Here is a 20,321-nt window from a genome sequence, read left to right on the forward strand (position 1 = left end):
ATCTTGCGCGATGGCGCCAAATAATCAAGATGCAACTTGGTCATTCACAGCTTTGGCGAGTGAACCCGTATTCGTCCGTGACGTCATCCGCTCAAGCCGCGTTGCGCGCGAGTAATCCGTCGAGCGGCGTGTTGGGCTGGGCAACGGCGGCCCCCAGCAACGCAACGAGATCCTCCATCCACGCGCCGACCGTGCGGCCGTCGAGCAGCTCGTGCTTGTAATTGCATGAGCCGGTGATGCCGGTCGGGCGCTCCTTGAGCATCAGCGACAGCCAGGTCTGGTCGATCGGGAGCACCGGCTGGCCTTCGCGTGCGATGTTGCCGATCGATCCTGTCGTGAGATCCGGCAGATCGAGCGGCTGGCGCAGCGGGTTTTGCAGCGTGAAATAGACTTGGAGCAGCGAGGCCGGATTGATCCCCTCCCGCTCCAGATGGTCGGCCAGGATGTTGAAGGGCAGCTCCTGCCGCGCATGCGCGTCGAGCACGCTCTGGCGTACCCGCGCCAGGGCTTGCGCGAACGACAGCTCCGGCGTGATTTGGGTGCGGACGATCACCGTGTTCTCGAACGGGCCGATGATTCGGTCGGTGTCCGGCTGGGTGCGATTGGCCATGGCGGTGGCGACCGCGATGTCGGTACGGCCTGTCCGGGCCAGCAGCAGGGCCTTCAGACCGGTGAGCAGGCACATGAACAGCGTGCAATTGTGCCGGCCGGCGAACGTCGTGAGCCGGCTGATCAGCTCACGCTCGAGGCTGACCGGATGATGCGCGGTGGACGCGCCCGGGCTTGATTCGCCATCGAAGACAGGGGCCGCGCCGCGCAAATTCTCCGTCCAGTCCGCCGCTTGCCGGCGGGCGGCGTCCGTGCCGCACCACCAGCGCTGCCAGCGTGCGACGTCCGAAAAGGCCGGGGGCAGCTTCGGCAGCGGCGCCGACGGATATCCGGCCAGCGCCGCATAGCGGCTCGACAATTCCTCGAACAGCACGCCGATCGACCAGCCATCGACGATGGCGTGATGCAGCGTCAGCAGCAGCACATGATCGGCGTCGTGGAGCCGCAACAGCCGGGCGCGGAGCAGCGGTGCGCGCGCGGTGTCGATCGGCGTAGAGGTCTCCTGTTGGATCAGAAGATCGATCTTCCGGAGCTCCAGGGCCTTGCGCCGCTTGTTGGTGTGGGCGTCACCGTCGCCGATCGTCTCGATGGTCAGGACCCCGCGGAGGGTGCCGGGTGCGGCGATGCGGCTGAGGGGCTCCTCGCCGTTCCAGCCGAACGCGGTCCGCAGCGATTCGTGCCGGCGTACGACATCGTCGATTGCCTGGGCGAGGGCGGCCGCATCGAGCGGGCCCTGGAGACGGAACGCGAAGGGCAGGTTGAACAGCGGCAACCCCGGGAGGTTCTGCTCGATCCGCAGCATCTGGTCCTGCGCGATCGAGAGCGTTGGCCCGCCGCCGTCGGTGAGGCCCGCTTCAGCCAGGCTTGTCACGCTTGCGGCAGGCTTGCGCGGCGTCGCCGCCATGGCCTGGTCGACCCGCCGGGCAAGCCCCTCGATCGTCGGTGCCTCGAAGATGGTCTTGATCGGCAGCGACACGCCGAGCGCCCGGGCGACGCGCGCCATCGCCTGGCCTGCCAGCAGCGAGTGGCCGCCGAGGTCGAAGAAATTGTCGGTGACGCCGAGGCTTTCCACCTTGAGCAGGTCGATCCAGATGTCGGACAGCACCTTTTCAGCAAAGCGCCGCGCCGGCACGGTCGCGTCCGGTCCAGGCGCCTCCTGCTGCGCCGGCGCCAGCAGTGCGGACCGGTCGATCTTGCCATGGGCATTGAGCGGCATGTGATCCAGGAACAGGAATGCGGACGGGATGGCGTGGCCCGGCAACCGGCTCTTCAGGAATTCGCGCAGCTCGCTGGCACTGATCCGGCTGCCGGGCTTTGCGACGATATGGGCGATCAGCCTGACGTCGCCGCTCGCCTCGCGGCGCGGCTCGACGATGCCGGCCCGCACGCCCGGATGGTCGGCCAGCGCGTTCTCGATCTCTTTGAGCTCGATGCGGTAGCCGCGGACCTTGACCTGATGGTCGGCGCGGCCGAGGCTTTCGATCGTCCCGTCGGCACGGCGGCGGGCAAGATCGCCGGTCCGATAAAGCCGACTGCCTGGCTGGCGCGCGAACGGATCGGGCAGGAAGCGCTGCCGGCTCTGCGCGGGATCGTTGACATAGAAGCGGCCGATTCCGGCGCCGCCGATGCAGAGCTCGCCGGTCACGCCGACCGGCAGAGGCTCAAGGTTGGCGTCGAGCACGTAGAGCTGGGTGTTCGGCAGCGGCGCGCCGATCGGAACGTTGCCCGTCGCGTTCGCCGGTGCTTTGGTCAGGCGGTGCAGGGAGACGTCGTCGGAACATTCCGAAGCGCCATAGGCGTTGATCAGCGGTACTTTCGGGCAGCGGGCGAACCAGGCCCGGCAGAGCTCGACGGGCAGCGGCTCGCCGGTCGAGATCAGGAGGCGCAATCTCGCAAAGGCGCGCTGGATCGGCAGCTCCTCCATGCGATCGAGGATCACGCGGAGCAGCGATGGGACGATCTCGAGCACCGTGATGCCTTCGCGCTCGATCTCCCGCGCCAGCAGGATCGGGTCCTGCACGACCGCGTTGTCGCAAACATGCACGCGCGCGCCGATCATCGGGCCCGCCAGGAACTGCCAGACCGAGATGACAAAGCTCTGCGGCGCGGACTGCGCGATGACGTCCCTGGCGGAGAGGCCGAGCTCGGAGATGAGCGAGGCGAGATGGTTCGACAGGCCGCGCTGCTCGATCATGACGCCCTTCGGCGCGCCGGAGGAGCCGGACGTATAGATGAGATAGGCGAGGCCTGAGGCTGCGCGCCGTACGGCGCGGGCCGGCTTGGTCGATCCCAAGGCGATCGCATCTTCGAGTTCGGCCACCGGGATGCGCTCGACCAGTGGTTCGAGCAGCGCGGCGACCATGGGTGACCGCGCGCGGCCGGTCAGCAGCATGCGGGCGCAGCTCGATCCGAGAATGGTCGCGAGCCGCGCCGGTGGAAGTTCGGGATCGAGATTGAGGAAGGCCGCGCCCGCGCGCTGTACGCCGATCATCGCGGCGAGCAGGTCGGGGCCGCGATCCGCAAGCAAGGCCACCACGCTCTCGGCACCGACGCCTTCGCGCGCCAGCCAGCGCGCAACCGACTGGCTGCGGCGCGCCAGCTCGCGATAGGGCAGAGAGGTGTGTCCATCCGTCACCGCGATGGCGTTCGGCGTCGTCCTGGCCTGGCGGTCGAAGCGTTCGCTCACATTGCCGCGGATGGTGAAATTGGCCGGCGCGCCCCGGCCTGTCGCCAGCAATTGCCGGCGTTCGGCCTCGTTGAGGAGCGGCAGGCGCGAGATGCGCTGTTCCGGATTGGCGATGGCAGCCTTGAGCATTGTCTTGAACTGCGCGGCCATGCCGTCGATCGTCGCCGCGTCGAACAAATCGGTGGCGTATTCGAAGAAGCCGGTGAAGCGGCCGTCGGCCTCGACCAGCTCGAGCGTGATGTCGAAGCGCGCCACCTTCGGATCGATCTCCAGCCGCCGCGTCGAGAGGCCCGTGAAACGCGCCGCCTCGATCGAGGCGTTCTGGAGGATGAACATGATCCGGAACAGCGGATTGCCGTCGCTGCGGCGTGCGATCTGCAATGCGCGCAACACCTCCTCGATCGCAAGGTCCTGGTTGCGGTAGGCATCGAGCGTGACTTGGCGGACCCGCCGCAACATCTCGCTGAAGCTCGGGTCGCCGCCAAAATCGTTGCGCAGGATCAGGGTGTTGGCAAACAGCCCGATCAGGCGTTCGCTCTCGATCTGGTTGCGGTTGGCGATCAGCGATCCCGTCGCGACGTCCTCATGCCCGGTGTGGCGGAACAGCAGGCACTGGAATATTGCGAGCAGCGTCATGAAAGGCGTGACGCCCTGGTTCTGGCTCAGCGCGCGCAGCTCGGCCGACAGCGACCTGGAGAATTCGAGATAGTGGCGGGCGCCGTGACCGCTCCAGACCTCGGGCCTCGGCCGGTCGGTCCGCAGCGGCAGCGTGGTGACACCGTCGAGTTGCGTCCGCCAGTAATCGAGCTGCTCCTTCGCCGCCGGTGTCCGCGACCAGCTCTGCTGCCAGAGCGCAAAATCGCGATGTTGGAAAGCGGACGAAGGCAATACCGCCGCGCTCTTCTCGTGTGCGGCGGCGTAATGGGCGGCAAGCTCCTCCCAGAACAGGCGTTGCGACCAGCCGTCGGTGACGAGGTGATGAACGTTGACCACCAGTGCATGGCTCGTCTTGTCGAATGAAAGCAGCGTGACTCTCAGCGGCGGCTCGCGCGCCAGGTCGAACGGATATTGCGCGAGCTTGAGCGCCTCGCGCCTGATCACTGCGGCCCGCTTGTCCGCAGGACACGGCTTGAGCTTGATCCGCTCGAACCGCGGCAGCGATTGCAGCACGAGCTGCGTCGGCTCGCCCTGCCGTTCGACGACGACCGAGCGCAGCGCCTCGTGGCGCGTGCTGATCGCGGCAAGGCTCGCCTGAAGCGCGGCGACGTCGATCTGGCCCTTGAGCATTGCGACTTCGACGACGTTGTAATTGTAGCGCGTCGGGTCGAGTCGCGAGAGCACGTACATCCGCTGCTGCTGGAACGAGAGCGGCGCGTCTATTTCCGTCGCCTGCCGCCAGGCTGGTAGGCCCGCCCCGCGCTGGTTTGCGGCGGTGTCAATCCGGGCCGCAAGCGCGGCGACCGTGGCACAATCGAAGATGTCCTCGAACGAGAAGTCGACGTTGAAGCGTTCGCGCAGGCGCGAGCGCATCTGCGTCACTGCGAGGGAGTCCGCGCCGAGCGCGAACACGTCCTGATCGATTCCGACCTGTGGCAGCTCCAACAGGCCGGCCCAGATCGCAGCGAGCTGGGTCTCCACCGCGGTGCGCGGCAGCCGCGCCTCGTCGCCGTCGTCCGGCCTGACGATCAGCCCGGCCAGCGCGTTGCGCTTGACCTTGCCGCTGCCGCCTTTCGGCAGGGCTGCCACGCTGCGGATCAGGCTCGGCACCTTGTAGGCTGCGAGCCTCTTTCGCGCGAACTGGCGCAACTGGTCCGAGGTCGCCTCGGCATCGGGCCGCAGCACCACGACGGCGGCGACGTTCTCGCCGAGCTTTGGGTGCGGCACCGCGAACACGCCCGCCTCCAGCACGGCCGGATGGCTGAGCAGGACCTCTTCCACTTCGAGCGGCGAGATCTTCTGCCCGCCGCGGTTGATGACGTCCTTGATGCGGCCGACGATGAAGAGATAGCTGTCAGCGTCGAGATAGCCGAGATCGCCGGTCCGGAACCAGCCGTTGCGGAATGCGGCCTGTGTCGCCGCCTCGTCGTTGTAGTAACCGCGGCTCATGTTTGGTCCGCGCAGCATGATCTCGCCGCGTTCGCCACTCGCAAGCATCCGGCCGGTCTCGTCCATGATGGCGATCTCGGGGCCGGCGGCGCGGCCGACCGATCCGACCTTGCGCAGCTCGAACGGATTGGCCGCGATCTGCGAGGCCGCTTCGGTCATGCCGTAAGTCTCGAGCACGGGAACGCCGAACGTCGCCTCCAGCCCTTGGAGGATCGTCGGCGCGAGCGAGGCCGAGGCCGAGCGGATCAGGCGCAGCGACGACGATCGGGCACGGTCCGGGTCGGATTCCGCCGCCGTCAGCAGCGCGCGATGAATGGTTGGCACCGCCGTGTACCAGGTCGGCTGCAGCTCGCGCATCCAGCCGAAAAAAGACACTGCGTCGAAGCCGTCGGTGCAGATCACGCTGGAGCCGGCCGCGAGCGCCGTCAGCAGTCCAGAAATCAAGCCATGGGCGTGAAAGAGCGGCAGGACGTTGAGCAGGCGATCGTGGGAGGTGAGCGACAGCACGCGGCCGGCATTATAGGCGGACAGGCACACATTGCGATGTGTCAGCGGCACCATTTTCGGCCGCGCCGCCGTGCCCGACGTCAACAGGATGAACGCATCGTCGTCGCCGCGCGAGGCGCCACCGGTCGTCGCCGGCCCGACCGTCGGACCGATGAACTTGCAGCCGCCGAGATCGTCTTGCGGCCCCGGCACGAAATCGATCACCGCGATATCGAGTGCCTTGGCGACGTCGCGGCTCGCCGAGTTCATGTCGGCCCGCGTCACCAGCGCGGTCAGCTTCAGTTCGCTGAAATAGCGTTGCAGCTCGTCCGCGGTCAGATCGGGATTGATGGGGACGCAGGCGCCGCTCGATGCGACCGCGATCAGCGCCAGCGCGCTGTCGGCGCCGCGCGGCAGCGCAACCGCAATCCGGTCGGCAGGGGTGATGCCGAGCCGGCGCAGCGTGCCGACAAGATTTTGCGTCACCTCGCCAAGCGCGCCGTAGTTGAGGACGGGACGACCTGGGGCGAGGAGGGCGGGCGCCGCCGGAATCTTGCGGGCATAGAAATCGAGAAGGCCGCCGATATGGGCGAATGTCTTGGTTTCGGCTGCCGCGCCGCTTGATTCCTCCGGGGCTGGGAGTGTGACGTCCGACAATTCCGTTCCCTTTTGATCCGATTGAGCTATTCTTCCAAGAAGTCAGGGAACGCGTCCAGTCTGAGGTGAAGTTTTGGCCGCAAAATCTGTGGTTGAGGGGCCCTAAGCCCTTCGACGGAATTATGGTCGGGCGGAAATCACCATGCTGGAGAATGAGCCGGACACGGGAACGGATGGCGGGCTGAAGCGCTGGCTCGAGGGCGTCGGCCTCGGCCATTACACCGATCTCTTCGCACAGCACCGTCTCGATCTCGACGTCATGGGCGACCTGACCGAATCCGATCTGGTCGAGCTCGGATTGCCGCTCGGCGATCGCAAGCGGCTGCAACGGGCGATGGCAGCGCTGTTCCAGGCGGAAACAGCCGAGGCGCCCGCGACAATGGTGCCGCAAACCCGCACCGAGGTCGGCGCTGAACGGCGTCAGCTCACCACCATGTTCTGTGACATGGTGGATTCCACCTCGCTGTCCGTGCAGTTCGATCCGGAAGACGTCCGCGACATGATCGCGAGCTTTCGCGAGACCTGCGTCCGCGTGGTCAAGCATTACGAAGGTTTTGCCGCCCGTTTCGTCGGCGACGGTATCCTCGTCTATTTCGGCTATCCGACCGCACATGAGGACGATGCCGAACGCGCGGTGCGTGCCGGGCTCGAGATCGTGCGGCTGCTATCGACCGCACGCGCGACCGAGCCGCGCGGTGCGCTCAGCCACTCACCCGCCGTCCGTATCGGGATTGCGACCGGTCTCGTCGTAGTTGGCGACCTCGTCGGACAGGGCACCGAAGAGCGCGACTCCGCGGTCGGCGAAACCGTTAATCTCGCCGCGCGGCTGCAGGGCCTCGCGCCGCCCAACGGCGTGGTGATTTCCTCGTCGACCCAGTCGCTGCTGAAGGGGAAGTTCGACTACCGCAATCTCGGGGTCCACGCCTTGAAGGGGATATCCGAGAAGACACAGGCCTGGCACGTCGTGCGCGCCTCGCGGGTGGAGACCCGATTCGCCGCCGCCATGGGCACGCGGTTGACACCGCTCGTCAACCGCGAGGAGGAGATCGCGCTGTTGATGGGGCGCTGGCAGCAGGCCAAGGACGGCGACGGCCAGGTCGTGGTCAAGTTCGGCGAGCCCGGCATCGGCAAGTCGCGCATCATCCAGGAAATCTTCGAGCGGATATCGGGCGACCGCCATGGCCAGGTCTCGTTCCAGTGCTCGCCCTATTACACGTCCACCGCGTTCTATCCGTTCGCCGAGCAGCTCAAATTCTCCCTCGGCCTCGACCGCGAGGATGCGTCCGCGCTGTCGCTGGCGAGCCTGGAGAGCGCGATCGCCGCCGCTCACGGCGACATCGGGCAGGTCACGCCGCTGTTTGCCGCGCTGTTGTCGATCCCGACCGGCGACCGCTATCCGCCGCTCGAGCTGTCGCCGCAGCAGCAGAAGGATGCGACCGCCCTGGCGCTGGTCAATCATTTCCTCGGCCTTGCGCGCGACATGCCGCTGGTGATCGCGTTCGAGGATCTGCACTGGATCGACCCGACCTCCCGCGAGGTGATCGATCTGCTGGTCGACCGGGTGCAGAACCGGCCGATCCTGGTCATCATCACCGCACGGTCCGAATTCCAGCCGAGCTGGGACGCGCATTCGCACATCACGACGCTGGTGCTGAACCGTCTGAGCCGGCAGTTGCGCACCACGCTGGTGGAGCGCGTCGCCGGCAGGGAGCTGCCCAAGGAGGTGGTCGAGGAGATCATCGTCAAGACCGACGGCGTGCCGCTGTTCCTGGAGGAGCTGACCAAGACGGTCCTCGAATCCAACCTCCTGACCGAGCGGCATGGGCGCTACGTGCTGTCGGGCCCGTGGCGGCAGCTCGCGATCCCGGCAACCCTGACCGACTCGCTGATGGCGCGGCTGGACCGGATGGGGCCGTTCAAGCGGATCGCGCAGATCGGCGCGACCATCGGCCGCGAGTTTTCCTACGAGACGCTGCACGCGGTCGCCAACACGCCGGCGGAACAGATCGAGGCGGCGCTCAATCATCTGGAGCAGGCCGGGCTGATCATGCGCCGCGGTCTTCCGCCCGACGCGCTCTACTCCTTCAAGCACGTCATGATCCAGAATGCCGCGCATGCGAGTCTGTTGCACAGCGAGCGGCGCAAGCTGCATTCCCGGATCGCCCAGGTGCTGGCCGAGATGTATCCGGAGAAGACCGATCGCGAGCCCGAGCTGCTCGCCCATCACCTGACCGAATCCGGCCAGAGTGAAGGCGCCGCGAGCTTTTGGCTCAAGGCCGGCAAGCAGGCGGCCAAGAGCGGCGCCAATCTGGAGGCGATCGGCCATCTGCGCCGCGGCCTCAGCGTCGTGCAGGCCAATGCGCGGATGCAGGGTGCCGACGAGATGGAGCTCGAGCTGCGCATCGCGCTCGGCAACGCGCTGATCGCCGCCAAGGGCTACGCGGTGCAGGAGGTCGAGGAGAACTACATCCGCGCGCTCGAGCTCGGCCAGCAGCTCGACGACGACGAAAAGACCTTCGCCGCCACCCGCGGCCTCTGGGTCTGCCATTTCATCCGCGCCGATCTTACCCGCGCGCACGATCTCAGCGTCGAGCTGTTGAAGTTCGCCAAGCGCGAGCGGCTGAACGAGCGGGCTCAGCCGGCGCAGCAGACCGGCTATCTGATCGAGGCACACCGCTCGATCGCGATGACCATGCTCTATCGCGGGCGCTTTGCCGCTTCCCAACATCATCTGCACCGCTGCATCAACCTCTACAGCCCAGATCTCCACTCCGATCTGATGGAGCGGCACGGCACCGATCCCGGCGTCGTCTCGCTGTCCTATCTGGGCTATCTCCTGTGGTTCCTCGGCCGGCCCGACGCGGCGCGCCAGCACAGCGAGCAGGCGATCGCGAATGCCGAGAAGATCCGCCATCCCTTCACGCTCGCCTTCGCGCTCGTGTTCGGTGCGTATCTCTGCCAGCATTTGCGCGACGTCGAGGGCACGCGCGACCATGCCAACCGCGCCATGATCATCGCCACCGAACATAATTTCCTGCACTGGAAGCAGCAGGCGGCGATCCTGCGCGGCTGGGCGCTGACGCAACTCGGCGAGGCCGATGAAGGCCTCAGCCAGATGCGCTTCGGCCTCGACGAGTACGAGGCGATGGATTCCTGGCTCGCCGGCTGCTGGTTCCGATGCCTGCTTGCGGAAGCCTACGCCAAGGTCGGGATGCGCGAGGCCGCCTTGCGCGCGCTCGACGGCGCGCTCGCAACCGCGCGGCGGACCGGCGATCACTCCTATCTCGCGGAAGTCTACCGCCTGCAAGGCGAGATCACGCTGTCGGACGGCGACCCGGCCTCGGCGCAGGAGGCCGGCGATCTGTTCGCTCTCTCGCTGGAGACCGCGCGCAAGCAGGGCGCGCTGTCCTGGGAGCTTCGCTCCGCCGTCAGCCTCGCGCGCCTGTCGCATCAGGCCGGCAGGCGCGAGCACGCGAGTCTGCTGCTCGTGCCCGTTGTCGGCAAGTTCAGCGAGGGTTTTTACACGCCGGACCTGAAGCAGGCGGTGCAGCTCGTCAAGGAGCTCGGTGCGGACGCACCGGTCCGCGAACGCGCCGATCCCTGACATGAGTGATCTTGCCGCCGCGCGTGCGCGTTACGTCGAGCTGATTGCAAAGCGCGAGCGGATTGCCTCAAAGCGCCTGCTCGAAGCGCTCGCTGCCGTCCCGCGCGAAGACTTTCTGCCGAGGGGGCGCTGGCGCGTCAAGAGCGAGGCGGCGCGCAGCTACCGGCTGACGCCCGATGCGGATCCGGTTCATCTCTATGACAACGTGCTGGTCGCGATCGACGCGCGCCGCAAGCTCGACACCGGGCTGCCGAGCCTGTGGGCCCATCTTATCGATGTGCTCGACGTCAGGGAAAAGGACCGCGTGGTCCAGATCGGCTGCGGGCTCGGCTATTTCACTGCGATCCTGTCGAAGATGGTCGGTCCGAAAGGGCGCGTGATGGCGGTCGATTGCGACCAGCGCCTGGCGTTCCGTGCTGCGAACTATCTTCGCCCCTATCGCAACGTCATCGTGTTTCATGGCGATGGATGTGGGGAGATCCGCGAGCCCGCTGACGCGATCATCGTCCACGCCGGCTTCTCACATCCGCATCCGCTCTGGCTCGAGGCGCTTCGGCCGCGCGGCCGCCTGTTGGTGCCGCTGACCCAGCGGGACCGTGAAGGCGCCGCCCTCAAGATCACGCGCAAGGGCAGGGGGTACGAAGCCGAGGCGGTGCAGCAGATCCGGATTTTCCCCGGCCACGGCCGCGGTATCACCGCCCTCGACGACCGCGTCGCCGACTGGTGGCAGCGGGCCTCAGCGCTGGCGCCGCTGCGCTTCCGCGGGATCGAGCAGGGGTTGCCGGCGGATGGCTAACACTTCGTTTCATTTTACCTTGATTGCGAATGGAAGTATCCAACGCATCCCGGCGCGGCTATGAGTACGGCCTGATGGCCATTTGAGCGCGCTCCATGCATTCCGTTGCCCTGCTGACCGCCAGCTACGCCAAGGATATCGAGCGCTTTTCGCTGCTCAGCGAGAGCATCGACACCTGGCTCTCGGGATACACGCGGCATTATGTTCTCGTTAACGATGAGGATGTGCCGCTGTTCGCGCGGTTCGCCTCCGATAAGCGCGTCATCGTTCCGGCCTCGCGCTATTTGCCGAAATGGCTGTTTGCACTGCCGCCGGCGCTCCAGTTCATCAGCAAGCGGCGGGTCTGGCTGTCGCTGCTGTCCTCGCCGGTGCACGGCTGGCACATCCAGCAGATCCTGAAGATCGCCGGCGTCCTCAACGCGCCCGAGCAGCGCGTCTGCATCCTGGATTCGGACAACCTGTTCTTCCGCGAATTCGACGTCGGCCAATATGCCGGGGCTGAGAAGACGCCGCTGTTCGTCACGCCGAAGGACATCGGTGCTGACCACCCGTTGCATGGGGTGTGGCTGCGCACCGTCGATCAGCTGCTCGGCATCAAGGACCGCTCCTTCCCCGCCGACGACTACGTCGGTAACGCGCTGGTATGGGACAAGGACACCGCGCGCGCGATGACTGCGCAAATCAAGTCGGCGACCGGCTTGAACTGGGTTCTGGCGCTGTGCCGGAAGAAGAAGTTCTCGGAATATCTGATGTATGGCCATTTTGTCGCGAACTCGCCCGCGCATCTCGCTGCCCATCGGGTCACCGAAGACAGCATTGCGGTCTCGCATTGGGACGACACGCCGCTCGACCGTACCGCCATCGAAGCGCTGATGCGCGCCGCTTCGCCCGAGCAGGTCGCGCTCTGCATCCAGTCCTATTCGTCGACCTCGGTCGAGGACATCCGCGACGTGTTCCGCCTCAGCTCGCGCGATCGCCGGGCTCCGAGCCTGTCGCCCGAAGATATGGGAGACGCGGCCGAGTTCGAGGTGAAGACGCGCGGCTAAGCTCGCGCGTTCAGACGTCCTTCGTGAACTTGCTGATCACGTCCATGAACGGCTTTGGCTTGAATTCGCCGTCGAGCGGCAGGGGCCGGTTCGGCTGCTTGTCCGCGCGGGCGAAGGTGCCGTTGATCCAGCTGTAGCGGTCCGAGAGGCCCCAGGTCAGGATCGAACGCACCGGGCCGCTGGTCGAAATGGCCGTCAGCAGGTCGTTGACGCGCTTGGCGACGATGGCGTCGCGCTCCGCCGGATTGCCCGTCAGCTTCTGGTCGTCGACGTCGAGCTCGGTGACATACACCTCAAGCCCCCACGAGCGCAGCTCGGTGACGAACTCGGCGAGTCCATGGGTGTCGATCTCGAGCTCGGCATGCAGATGCGACTGCAGCCCGACGGCGTGCAGGGGGACGCCCTGGTCGAGCAGGTCCATGATCAGATTGCGGTAAGCCGCGCGCTTGGCAATGAAGGAGTCCTTGGCCGACTCGATGTCGTATTCGTTGATCGCGAGCTTGACGAACGGATCGGCCGCGGCCGCCGTGCGGAACGCCAGCGGAATCCAGCTCTGACCGAGATGCTGCGTCCAGAACGTGTCGCGCCGGTCCTTTGGGCTGCGGGGATTGTCCGGGATCGGCTCGTTGACGACGTCCCACGAGGTCAGCTTGTCCTTGTAGTAGGAGACGACGGTGCCGATGTGGTCGACATAGGCGCGCTCGACGCCCCTGGTGTCCTTGATCTGCTTGGTCCAGTCCGGAATGTCGTGATACCAGGCGAGCGCGTGGCCGCGCATCGTCAGATCGTTGTCCCGCGCAAAGTCCAGAATAGCGTCGGCGCGCTCGAAATTGAACGTGTGCGCATTCGGCCGCAGCATCGGCCATTTCAGCTCGAGCACCGGCACGACCTGCGTGCAATAGGTGCTGATGGCTTCGCCCAGCCTGGGATCGGCTTGCAAATCCCAGAGCGTGGCTGCCGCGCCAAAACCTTGATGGCGCTGGGCAAGCTTCGAGGCCGGCGCTGCGGACGCGGATGCGCCCGCCGCGAGTGCTGCGGCGCCGCCAAGAAGAAATTCGCGTCTGTCGAGCCTGGTCACGGCCGTCCTTTTCGAACCAACGCACCATCGTACCAAGCGGCGCCTCGCGACGCCGGGGTTTCGCCTTGTTGGGTTAACCTCTGCCGCCTGGAAGTCATGGTTCCTTTTCGTGATCGCGCCTTGCTGCTCCAGGAAGGGCAAATTTAACGCTAACGCGCGAAAGCGGCTTTGGAGCTTCATTCGCCGCCCGATCTGCAGACTTATGTGACACTCTTGAGGGATGCTGCGGCGCATTCGCTCGCCCCGCCAGGCCCCATTGATGAACGGCCGCCACACTCGCAAGACCGCTGCCGGTCCCGTGCTCGCATGCTGAATCGCCATTTCTCGATTTATCTCGTCGCCTACATCCTGCCTGCGGCGGTGGGCTTCTTTGCTGTCACGGCTTATACGCGGCTGCTGACGCCGGCGGAGTACGGCGTCTATGTCGTCGGCATCAGCCTCGCCGGCATTCTGGGCGCGATCTTCTTCGCCTGGATCAAGCTGTCGGTGTCCCGCTATCAGGCGATGTCGGCGGAGGTGGATTTTCGCGGCACGGCGATGGTGGCCTTCGGGCTCACCGTCGCGGTGCTCTGCGCCACGACCCCGCTGGTCTTCCTGTTCCGCAGCGACCTCAGTGTCGAGCTGCTGCTTGCCAGCATGTTCGTCGCGATCATGGCCAATGCGGTCGATGTCGGCCAGGAGTTCGAACGCGCCAAGTTGCGGCCCTACCGGTTTGCCGCGATCTCGATCGTGCGCAGCGTGTCGAGCGTCGGCTTCGGCCTTCTCGGCATCTGGCTCGGCTGGGGCGGATTGGGGCTGCTGGCCGCGTTTGGTCTGGGGTCGCTCACCGGCATCGTCCTGAACCTCGTCGGCGACCGCACCAGGATCGCCCGCTTCCAGCGCAGCCAGTTCATGCAGCTCGCGCGCTACGGCCTGCCGCTGACGCTCGCCGGATTGTCCGTTGCGGTCTATTCGGCCTGCGACCGGCTCATCGTCGCCTATCTGCTCGGCAAGGACGCCGCCGGCATCTTCGGCGTTGCCGCAGACCTGCCGCGCCAGTTCATGGTCATGATCGCATCCAGCGTCGCCGCGGCCACCGTGCCGCTGGTGTTCCGGTCATTGTCCGAGAACAGCAAGGAGACGACGCGGGAGCGGCTGACTGAAAGTCTCGAGCTGCTGCTCGTCGTCGTCACGCCCGTTGCGATCTGGCTCGCGCTTGCCGCGGATCAGGTCGCCGGCACGCTCGTCGGCGCGGACTTCCGCGCCGGCGTGTCGGCGCTGCTGCCCATCCTGGTGCTTGCCCGCTTCTTCGGGATCGCCAATCAGTTCTACGTGCAGATCAGCTTCCAACTGGCCGAGCGGCCCTTCATGCTGGCGGCCCAATCATTTCTCACGCTGGTGGTCAGCGTGGTCCTGATGTTCGCGCTGGTCGCCGGCTACGGCCTCTACGGCGCGGCGCTGGCAACGCTCGTAACCGAAGCGATCGGCTTCCTCGTTGCCGTCGTCCTGATGCATCGCGCCCACCCGGTCCCATTCGACCTCGGTCGCCTCGCCGGCATTGCGACCTCCGCTGCGGCGATGGCGGCTGCGATCCTGGCTGCGCGGTCGCAAGCGGGCGGCACCGGCTTCGTGGCGCTCGTCATCGTCAGCCTCGCCGGCGGCCTTGTCTATGTCGGGGCGGCCTGGCTCCTCAACGTCGCCAATATCCGGACGTTGTCGCTGCGTTTCCTGCGAACCTTCAACCGCAAGGCTCTGGGCGCCTAGTCGGCGCTGACGCGGATTGTCGCGCCTGCATCACGGTCCGCAGCCTCTGCGCGATAATTCCCCTCCTGACGCTGTCTCCTGCGGTGAAAGCTATCCGGAAGAGACCGGCAGTCGCCTGCACATGTCATAGCCGAGGCCGGAGCCATGTTCTGCTGCGCTTGAAAAACAACGTCCGTTCTGCTCATTAGGGTCCCAAATTGCGCCGCAATAAGCGCAACGGGATCATCGACTAAAGTCGATAACCAGCGAGGAAACTAAATGATGCGCAAGCTCACTTTGGCCATTGCCTTGATAGCCCCGATGCTGGGTCATGCCGCGTCGGCCGAGGACACCATCAAGATAGGCTACATCGATCCGCTTTCCGGCGGCGGTGCGAGCGTCGGCGAGGGTGGCCTGAAGACCTTTCAGTATCTGGCCGACGAGATGAACGCCAAGGGCGGAATCCTCGGCAAAAAGATCGAGATCGTCGGTCTCGACAACAAGACCAATCCGCAGGAGAGCCTGGTGCAGGCCCAGAAGGCCATCGACGCGGGGGTCCGTTACATTACCCAGGGCAACGGCTCGTCGGTCGCCGCGGCGCTCACGGACTTCATCAGCAAGAACAACACGCGCAATCCCGGTAAGGAAGTCCTGTACTTCAACTACGCCGCCGTCGATCCGAGCCTGACCAACGACAAGTGCAGCTATTGGCATTTCCGCTGGGATGCCAGCTCCGACATCAAGATGGAAGCGCTCACCAACTACGTGAAGGACACGCCTTCGGTCAAAAAGGTGTATCTGATCAACCAGGACTATTCTTTCGGCCAGTCGGTGCGCAGTGATGCGCGCAAGATGCTGGGCGCCAAGCGCCCTGACGTCCAGATCGTCGGCGACGAGCTGCATCCGCTGCTCAAGGTCACCGATTTCTCGCCCTACATCGCCAAGATCAAGGCGTCCGGCGCCGACAGCGTCATCACCGGCAATTGGGGCCAGGACATCGCGCTGCTGCTCAAGGCTGCCGCCGATGCCGGGCTGAAGGTCAACTGGTACACGTATTATGCCGGCGGCGCCGGTGGCCCGACCGCGATCAAGCAGACCGGTCTCGATCACCAGGTCTTCCAGATCACCGAAGGCTTCGCCAATTCGGGCAACCAGGTGGCAATGGATTTCGAAAAGGCGTTCCGCGCCAAGGTCGGCATCTCGCTGTGGTATCCGCGTGCGGTCAACGAGATGCGCATGTTCAAGGCGGCCGCCGAGAAGGCCAACTCGGTCGACCCGGTGAAAGTCGCGGCGGCGCTCGAGGACCTGAAGTTCGAGGTTCTCGACGGCGGCCAGGGCCTCATGCGCAAGGACGACCACCAGTTCTTCCAGCCGATCTACATCTCGTCCTTCGGCAAGCTCGCCGCCAACGAGCCGTTCGATGAGGAGAACACCGGCTGGGGCTGGCATCCGGTTTCCAAGGTCGACACGCCGCAGGCCATGGTCTCCACGACCTGCAAGATGGCGCGGCCGTAATCACCGAACCGTCGTTTTCCCGTGGCCGGCATCGGTCTCGGGAGGACGGCGGCCGGACGACGTCTGATCGGGCGATATTCACCCGGGGCCAAGGCCCCGGCCAGAGATGAGTGCGCTGTGCTTGAACTCATTGTCATTTCGACCTTGAACGGTGTGCTGTTCGGCATGCTGCTCTTCCTGCTGTCGAGCGGGCTCACCGTCATCTTCAGCATGATGGGCGTGCTCAACTTCGCCCATGCCAGCTTTTACATGCTCGGCGCCTTCTTCGGCTTCCAGCTCACCAAATGGATCGGTTTCTGGCCGGCGCTGGTGCTGGCGCCGTTGCTGGTCGGCGCCATCGGCATGGCCGTGGAGCGCTATGGCCTGCGCAACACGCACAAGCACGGCCACGTCGCGGAACTGCTGCTGACGTTCGGCCTCGCGTTCGCGATCGAAGAGATCGTGTCGATGATCTGGGGCAAGAGCCCGGTCGACTACCGCGTGCCCACGCTGCTCGACTTCCCGGCCTTCACGATCTTCTCGACAAACTATCCCGCCTACAAGCTCTTCATGCTGGCCGTCTCGGTCGTGATCTTCATCGCGCTGCTGATCGTGCTCAAGCGCACCCGCGTCGGCCTGATCGTGCAGGCGGCGCTGACGCATCCGCACATGGTTGGCCATCTCGGCCACAATGTCGGCCGCGTGTTCATGGCGGTGTTCGGCGTCGGCAGCGCGCTGGCCGGCCTTGCCGGTGTCATTGCCGGTCCCGCGCTGGTGACGCAGTCTGACATGGCCGCGGCGCTCGGACCGATCCTGTTCGTGGTGATCGTGTTCGGCGGACTCGGATCGCTGCCGGGCGCCTTCGTCGCCTCGCTGGTCATCGGCCTGGTGCAGACTTTTGCGGTGGCGCTCGATGGTTCGCTCGCGAGTGCGTTCGGCCCGCTCGATCCGTCGGCCGGTCCTTCCGTGCTCACCGACATCTGGAATGTCACCATCGCCCAGGTCGCGCCGATCGTGCCTTATCTGCTGCTGGTGATCATCCTGATCGTACGCCCCATGGGCCTGATGGGGACGCGCGAGTCATGAACGCCAAGGTGACCCCGACATCGACTCCGACATTGAAGACTGCAGACAAGCCCGCCGGCGACGGCCTCCGCTTCTACGGCATCTGGCTGCTCGGCATCGCCGCGCTGATCGTCCTGCCGATGCTATTTTCCTCCGGCGGCTCGCTGACATCGTTCAGCCTGATCGGCATCGCGATCGTCTTTGCGCTGTCCTACAACATCCTGCTCGGCCAGACCGGCCTGCTGTCGTTCGGTCATGCCGTGCATTACGGCCTTGGCGGCTTCGCGGCCTGCCACATGATGAACGCCGTGGTCTCGCATGGATGGCCGATCCCGCTGCCCTTCATCCCGCTGTTCGGCGGGCTCGGCGGCCTTGTGTTCGCAATCATCATCGGCTGGGTGATGACCAAGCGCGCCGGCACGGTGTTCGCGATGATCTCGCTCGGCATCGGGGAGCTGGTGGCATCGTCCTCGCTGATCCTGCGCTCGGTGTTCGGCGGCGAAGCCGGCATCACCACAGACCGCACCGCGTTGCCAAAAATGTTCGGCTGGTCGTTCGGCCCGCAGCTTCAGGTCTATTATCTCATCGCGTTCTGGCTGGTGCTGTCGGCGATCGCAATGTACGCGCTGACTCGGACGCCACTCGGGCGGATCAGCAATGCCGTCCGCGACAACCCTGAACGCGTCCAGTTCATCGGCTACGACCCGCACGTGGTCCGCTATCTCGCCTTCTGCTTTGCCGGCTTCTTCGCCGGTGTCGCCGGCGGGCTCGCCGCGATCAATTTCGAGATTGCGAACTCCGCCTATCTCGGCGCGATCCAGTCGGGCCTCGTGCTGTTCTCGACTTTCATCGGCGGCACTGCCTATTTCTTCGGGCCGATCCTCGGCGCGATCCTGGTGACCTATCTCCAGCTTGGGCTGACCAGCGTCACCAGCGTGTGGCAGCTCTATTTCGGCATCATCTTCATCGGCATCGTGATGTTCTCGCCTGGCGGCATTGCCGGCCTCTTGATGATGCACCGGCCGCTGGTTCGTGCGGGTGCGCTGTGGACGGTGATCCCCTCCTATCTCGTCGCCGTCGTGCCGACCCTGGCGCTGACCTGCGGCGTCATCCTGACCATCGAGACGGTTGCGCGCTATTCCGGCGGCGAGACCATCAACCTGCTTGGCATTGGCTTCAAGCCGACCTCGCCGGTGACATGGATGGTAGCCGCAGTTCTCGTGGTCGGCGGCGCTTTCGTCGCGCGGCTGACCTGGCGGCGGATCGCCGACGCGTGGGACAGGGCCGCGACGGTCGCCCGTGACCGGGGGTATCTGGCATGAGCGAAGCGGTCTCTGGCATGAGCGAAGCGGTCTCTGGCATGAGCGGAGCGGTGTCTGAAAAGAGCGGACCGGTCCCCGGAAGAAGCGCAGCCATCGAGGTCCGCGCCGTCGAAAAACGTTTCGGCAATGTCGGCATTATCCGCGATCTCAACCTGAGCGTCGCGCAAGGCGAGCGTCACGCCATCATCGGGCCGAACGGTGCGGGCAAGTCGACAACATTCAACCTGATTAGCGGTCATATCAAGCCGACCTCGGGTGAGGTGAAGCTGAACGGCGAGGTGATCTCGGGCTTGCGGCCATTCGAGATCAACCGGCGCGGCCTGTCGCGCTCGTTTCAGGTCACCAACGTATTCGCGCGGATGTCGGTCTGGGAGAACGTGCGCTGCGCCGTGCTGTGGGCGACCGGGCATCGCTACGCCTTCTGGAAGAATGTCGACAGCCTGCCCGAGGTACGCGAGCGGACCGCGAAGATCCTGGACGACATCCATCTCACGCATCGGCGCGACGTGCCGGCCGGTCTTTTGACTTATGCGGAGCAGCGCGAGCTCGAGATTGGCGTCACCATCGCCAGCGGCGCCACCGTCGTCATGTTGGACGAGCCGACCGCCGGTATGAGCCACGCCGAAACCGACCGCGCGGTATCGCTGATCCGCCGGCTGACCGAGGGCAAGACCCTCGTCATCGTCGAGCACGACATGAGCGTCGTATTCGGCCTCGCCGATCGCATCTCGGTCCTGGTGTACGGCCACATCATCGCGTCGGGTACGCCGGAAGAGATTCGGCGCGACCCGAAGGTCAAGGAAGCCTATCTCGGCGAGGAAGCACACTGATGCTCGAGGTCAGGGATCTCCACGCCTATTACGGCAAGAGCCACATCCTTCAGGGCGTCGATCTCGACGTTGCCGCGGGTGAGGTCGTGAGCTTGCTTGGCCGTAACGGCGTCGGCCGGTCGACGACGGTCAAGGCCATCATGGGCGAGGTCGCCCCGCAGGGAACGATCCGCTTCAAGGGCAAGGATATTGTCGGGCTGCCGAGCCACAAGATCGCGCGGCTCGGGCTCGGCTATGTGCCTGAACATCGCGACATCTTCCCGAGCCTCACGGTTCGGCAGAACCTCCTGCTCGGCATCAAGGATACGCGGCGTCCGGGCAAATGGCGGCTCCAGGACATGCTCGACATGTTCCCCAATCTCGCCGCTCGCGCCGATACGGCCGCAGGCGTGCTGTCCGGTGGCGAAAAGCAGATGCTGACGACCTGCCGGACGCTGATGGGGGATCCTGACCTCATCATGATCGACGAGCCAACGGAAGGGCTCGCTCCGCTCATCGTGCAGCAGGTGGGGGACCTCATTGCGCGCATCGCCGAGGCGGGCGTCGCTATCCTTCTCGTCGAGCAGAAGCTGTCGATCGCGCTCCGTATTTCCAAGCGCGTCTACATCATGGGGCACGGCCGCGTCGTGTTCGAGGGCACCCCCGACGAGCTCAAGGCCAATGCCGCCGTGCGGCAGGAGTGGCTCGAGGTCTGACGCGGACGAGACCACGTGACGTGCGCGCACCATACAGCGGCTGCGGGATGCGCATACGCATCTGAACGATGCCGGCATGAAGCTGTTCGGCGACGTGATCGGCGAATAGGATCGACGTCTCGTGA

General features: G+C 65.4%; 11 protein-coding genes. 9 read left to right on the plus strand and 2 right to left on the minus strand.

All coding sequences use genetic code 11. The features are described from left to right. Positions 1-91: 91 nt before the first annotated feature. The gene (locus AABA84_RS07865; protein ID WP_338311778.1) at positions 92-6,544 is read right to left on the minus strand and encodes an amino acid adenylation domain-containing protein; all 6,453 of its coding nucleotides are present in this window, start codon (positions 6,542-6,544) and stop codon (positions 92-94) included. A 142-nt stretch (positions 6,545-6,686) separates the two neighbouring features. Between AABA84_RS07865 and AABA84_RS07870 the strand changes: the two genes are divergently transcribed. The 3 genes from AABA84_RS07870 (at position 6,687) to AABA84_RS07880 (ending at position 11,990) form a co-directional block, all read left to right on the plus strand. Then, positions 6,687-10,148, plus strand: a complete 3,462-nt coding sequence (locus AABA84_RS07870) for an AAA family ATPase (protein ID WP_212251063.1) — start codon at positions 6,687-6,689, stop codon at positions 10,146-10,148. Position 10,149: 1 nt separating this feature from the next. Beyond that, positions 10,150-10,944, plus strand: coding sequence for an rRNA adenine N-6-methyltransferase family protein (locus AABA84_RS07875; protein ID WP_338308346.1), 795 nt, complete (start codon positions 10,150-10,152; stop codon positions 10,942-10,944). 95 nt (positions 10,945-11,039) lie between these two features. Next, positions 11,040-11,990: a DUF6492 family protein gene (locus tag AABA84_RS07880; RefSeq protein WP_338311779.1), complete on the plus strand. Its 951-nt coding sequence runs from the start codon at positions 11,040-11,042 to the stop codon at positions 11,988-11,990. A 10-nt stretch (positions 11,991-12,000) separates the two neighbouring features. Here the strand turns inward: AABA84_RS07880 and AABA84_RS07885 are convergent, their stop codons facing one another. After that, positions 12,001-13,068, minus strand: a complete 1,068-nt coding sequence (locus AABA84_RS07885; RefSeq protein ID WP_212251067.1) for an endo-1,4-beta-xylanase — start codon at positions 13,066-13,068, stop codon at positions 12,001-12,003. A gap of 306 nt (positions 13,069-13,374) precedes the next feature. Here AABA84_RS07885 and AABA84_RS07890 point away from each other — a divergent pair, with 306 nt between their 5' ends. From AABA84_RS07890 to AABA84_RS07915, 6 genes are all read left to right on the plus strand, one after another. Continuing rightward, on the plus strand, positions 13,375-14,811 hold the full coding sequence (locus AABA84_RS07890) for a lipopolysaccharide biosynthesis protein (RefSeq protein WP_338311780.1): 1,437 nt from the start codon (positions 13,375-13,377) through the stop codon (positions 14,809-14,811). Positions 14,812-15,072: 261 nt separating this feature from the next. Further along, positions 15,073-16,305 carry a branched-chain amino acid ABC transporter substrate-binding protein gene (locus tag AABA84_RS07895; RefSeq protein WP_338311883.1) on the plus strand — a complete coding sequence of 411 codons (1,233 nt, stop codon included), beginning with the start codon at positions 15,073-15,075 and terminating at the stop codon, positions 16,303-16,305. Between the two features lie 117 nt (positions 16,306-16,422). Next, on the plus strand, positions 16,423-17,370 hold the full coding sequence (locus AABA84_RS07900) for a branched-chain amino acid ABC transporter permease (protein WP_212251069.1): 948 nt from the start codon (positions 16,423-16,425) through the stop codon (positions 17,368-17,370). Next, entirely contained in the window at positions 17,367-18,671 is a 1,305-nt protein-coding gene (locus AABA84_RS07905; RefSeq protein ID WP_338311781.1) for a branched-chain amino acid ABC transporter permease, read from the plus strand. The genes AABA84_RS07900 and AABA84_RS07905 overlap by 4 nt, the downstream gene beginning before the upstream one ends. 38 nt (positions 18,672-18,709) lie before the next feature. Beyond that, entirely contained in the window at positions 18,710-19,501 is a 792-nt protein-coding gene (locus AABA84_RS07910) for an ABC transporter ATP-binding protein (RefSeq protein ID WP_338308389.1), read from the plus strand. Further along, the gene (locus AABA84_RS07915) at positions 19,501-20,196 is read left to right on the plus strand and encodes an ABC transporter ATP-binding protein (RefSeq protein ID WP_212251071.1); all 696 of its coding nucleotides are present in this window, start codon (positions 19,501-19,503) and stop codon (positions 20,194-20,196) included. Before AABA84_RS07910 ends, AABA84_RS07915 begins: the two co-directional genes overlap by 1 nt. Positions 20,197-20,321 lie beyond the last annotated feature (125 nt).

This window comes from Bradyrhizobium sp. TM239, from assembly GCF_036247985.1.
Taxonomy (GTDB): domain Bacteria; phylum Pseudomonadota; class Alphaproteobacteria; order Rhizobiales; family Xanthobacteraceae; genus Bradyrhizobium; species Bradyrhizobium ottawaense.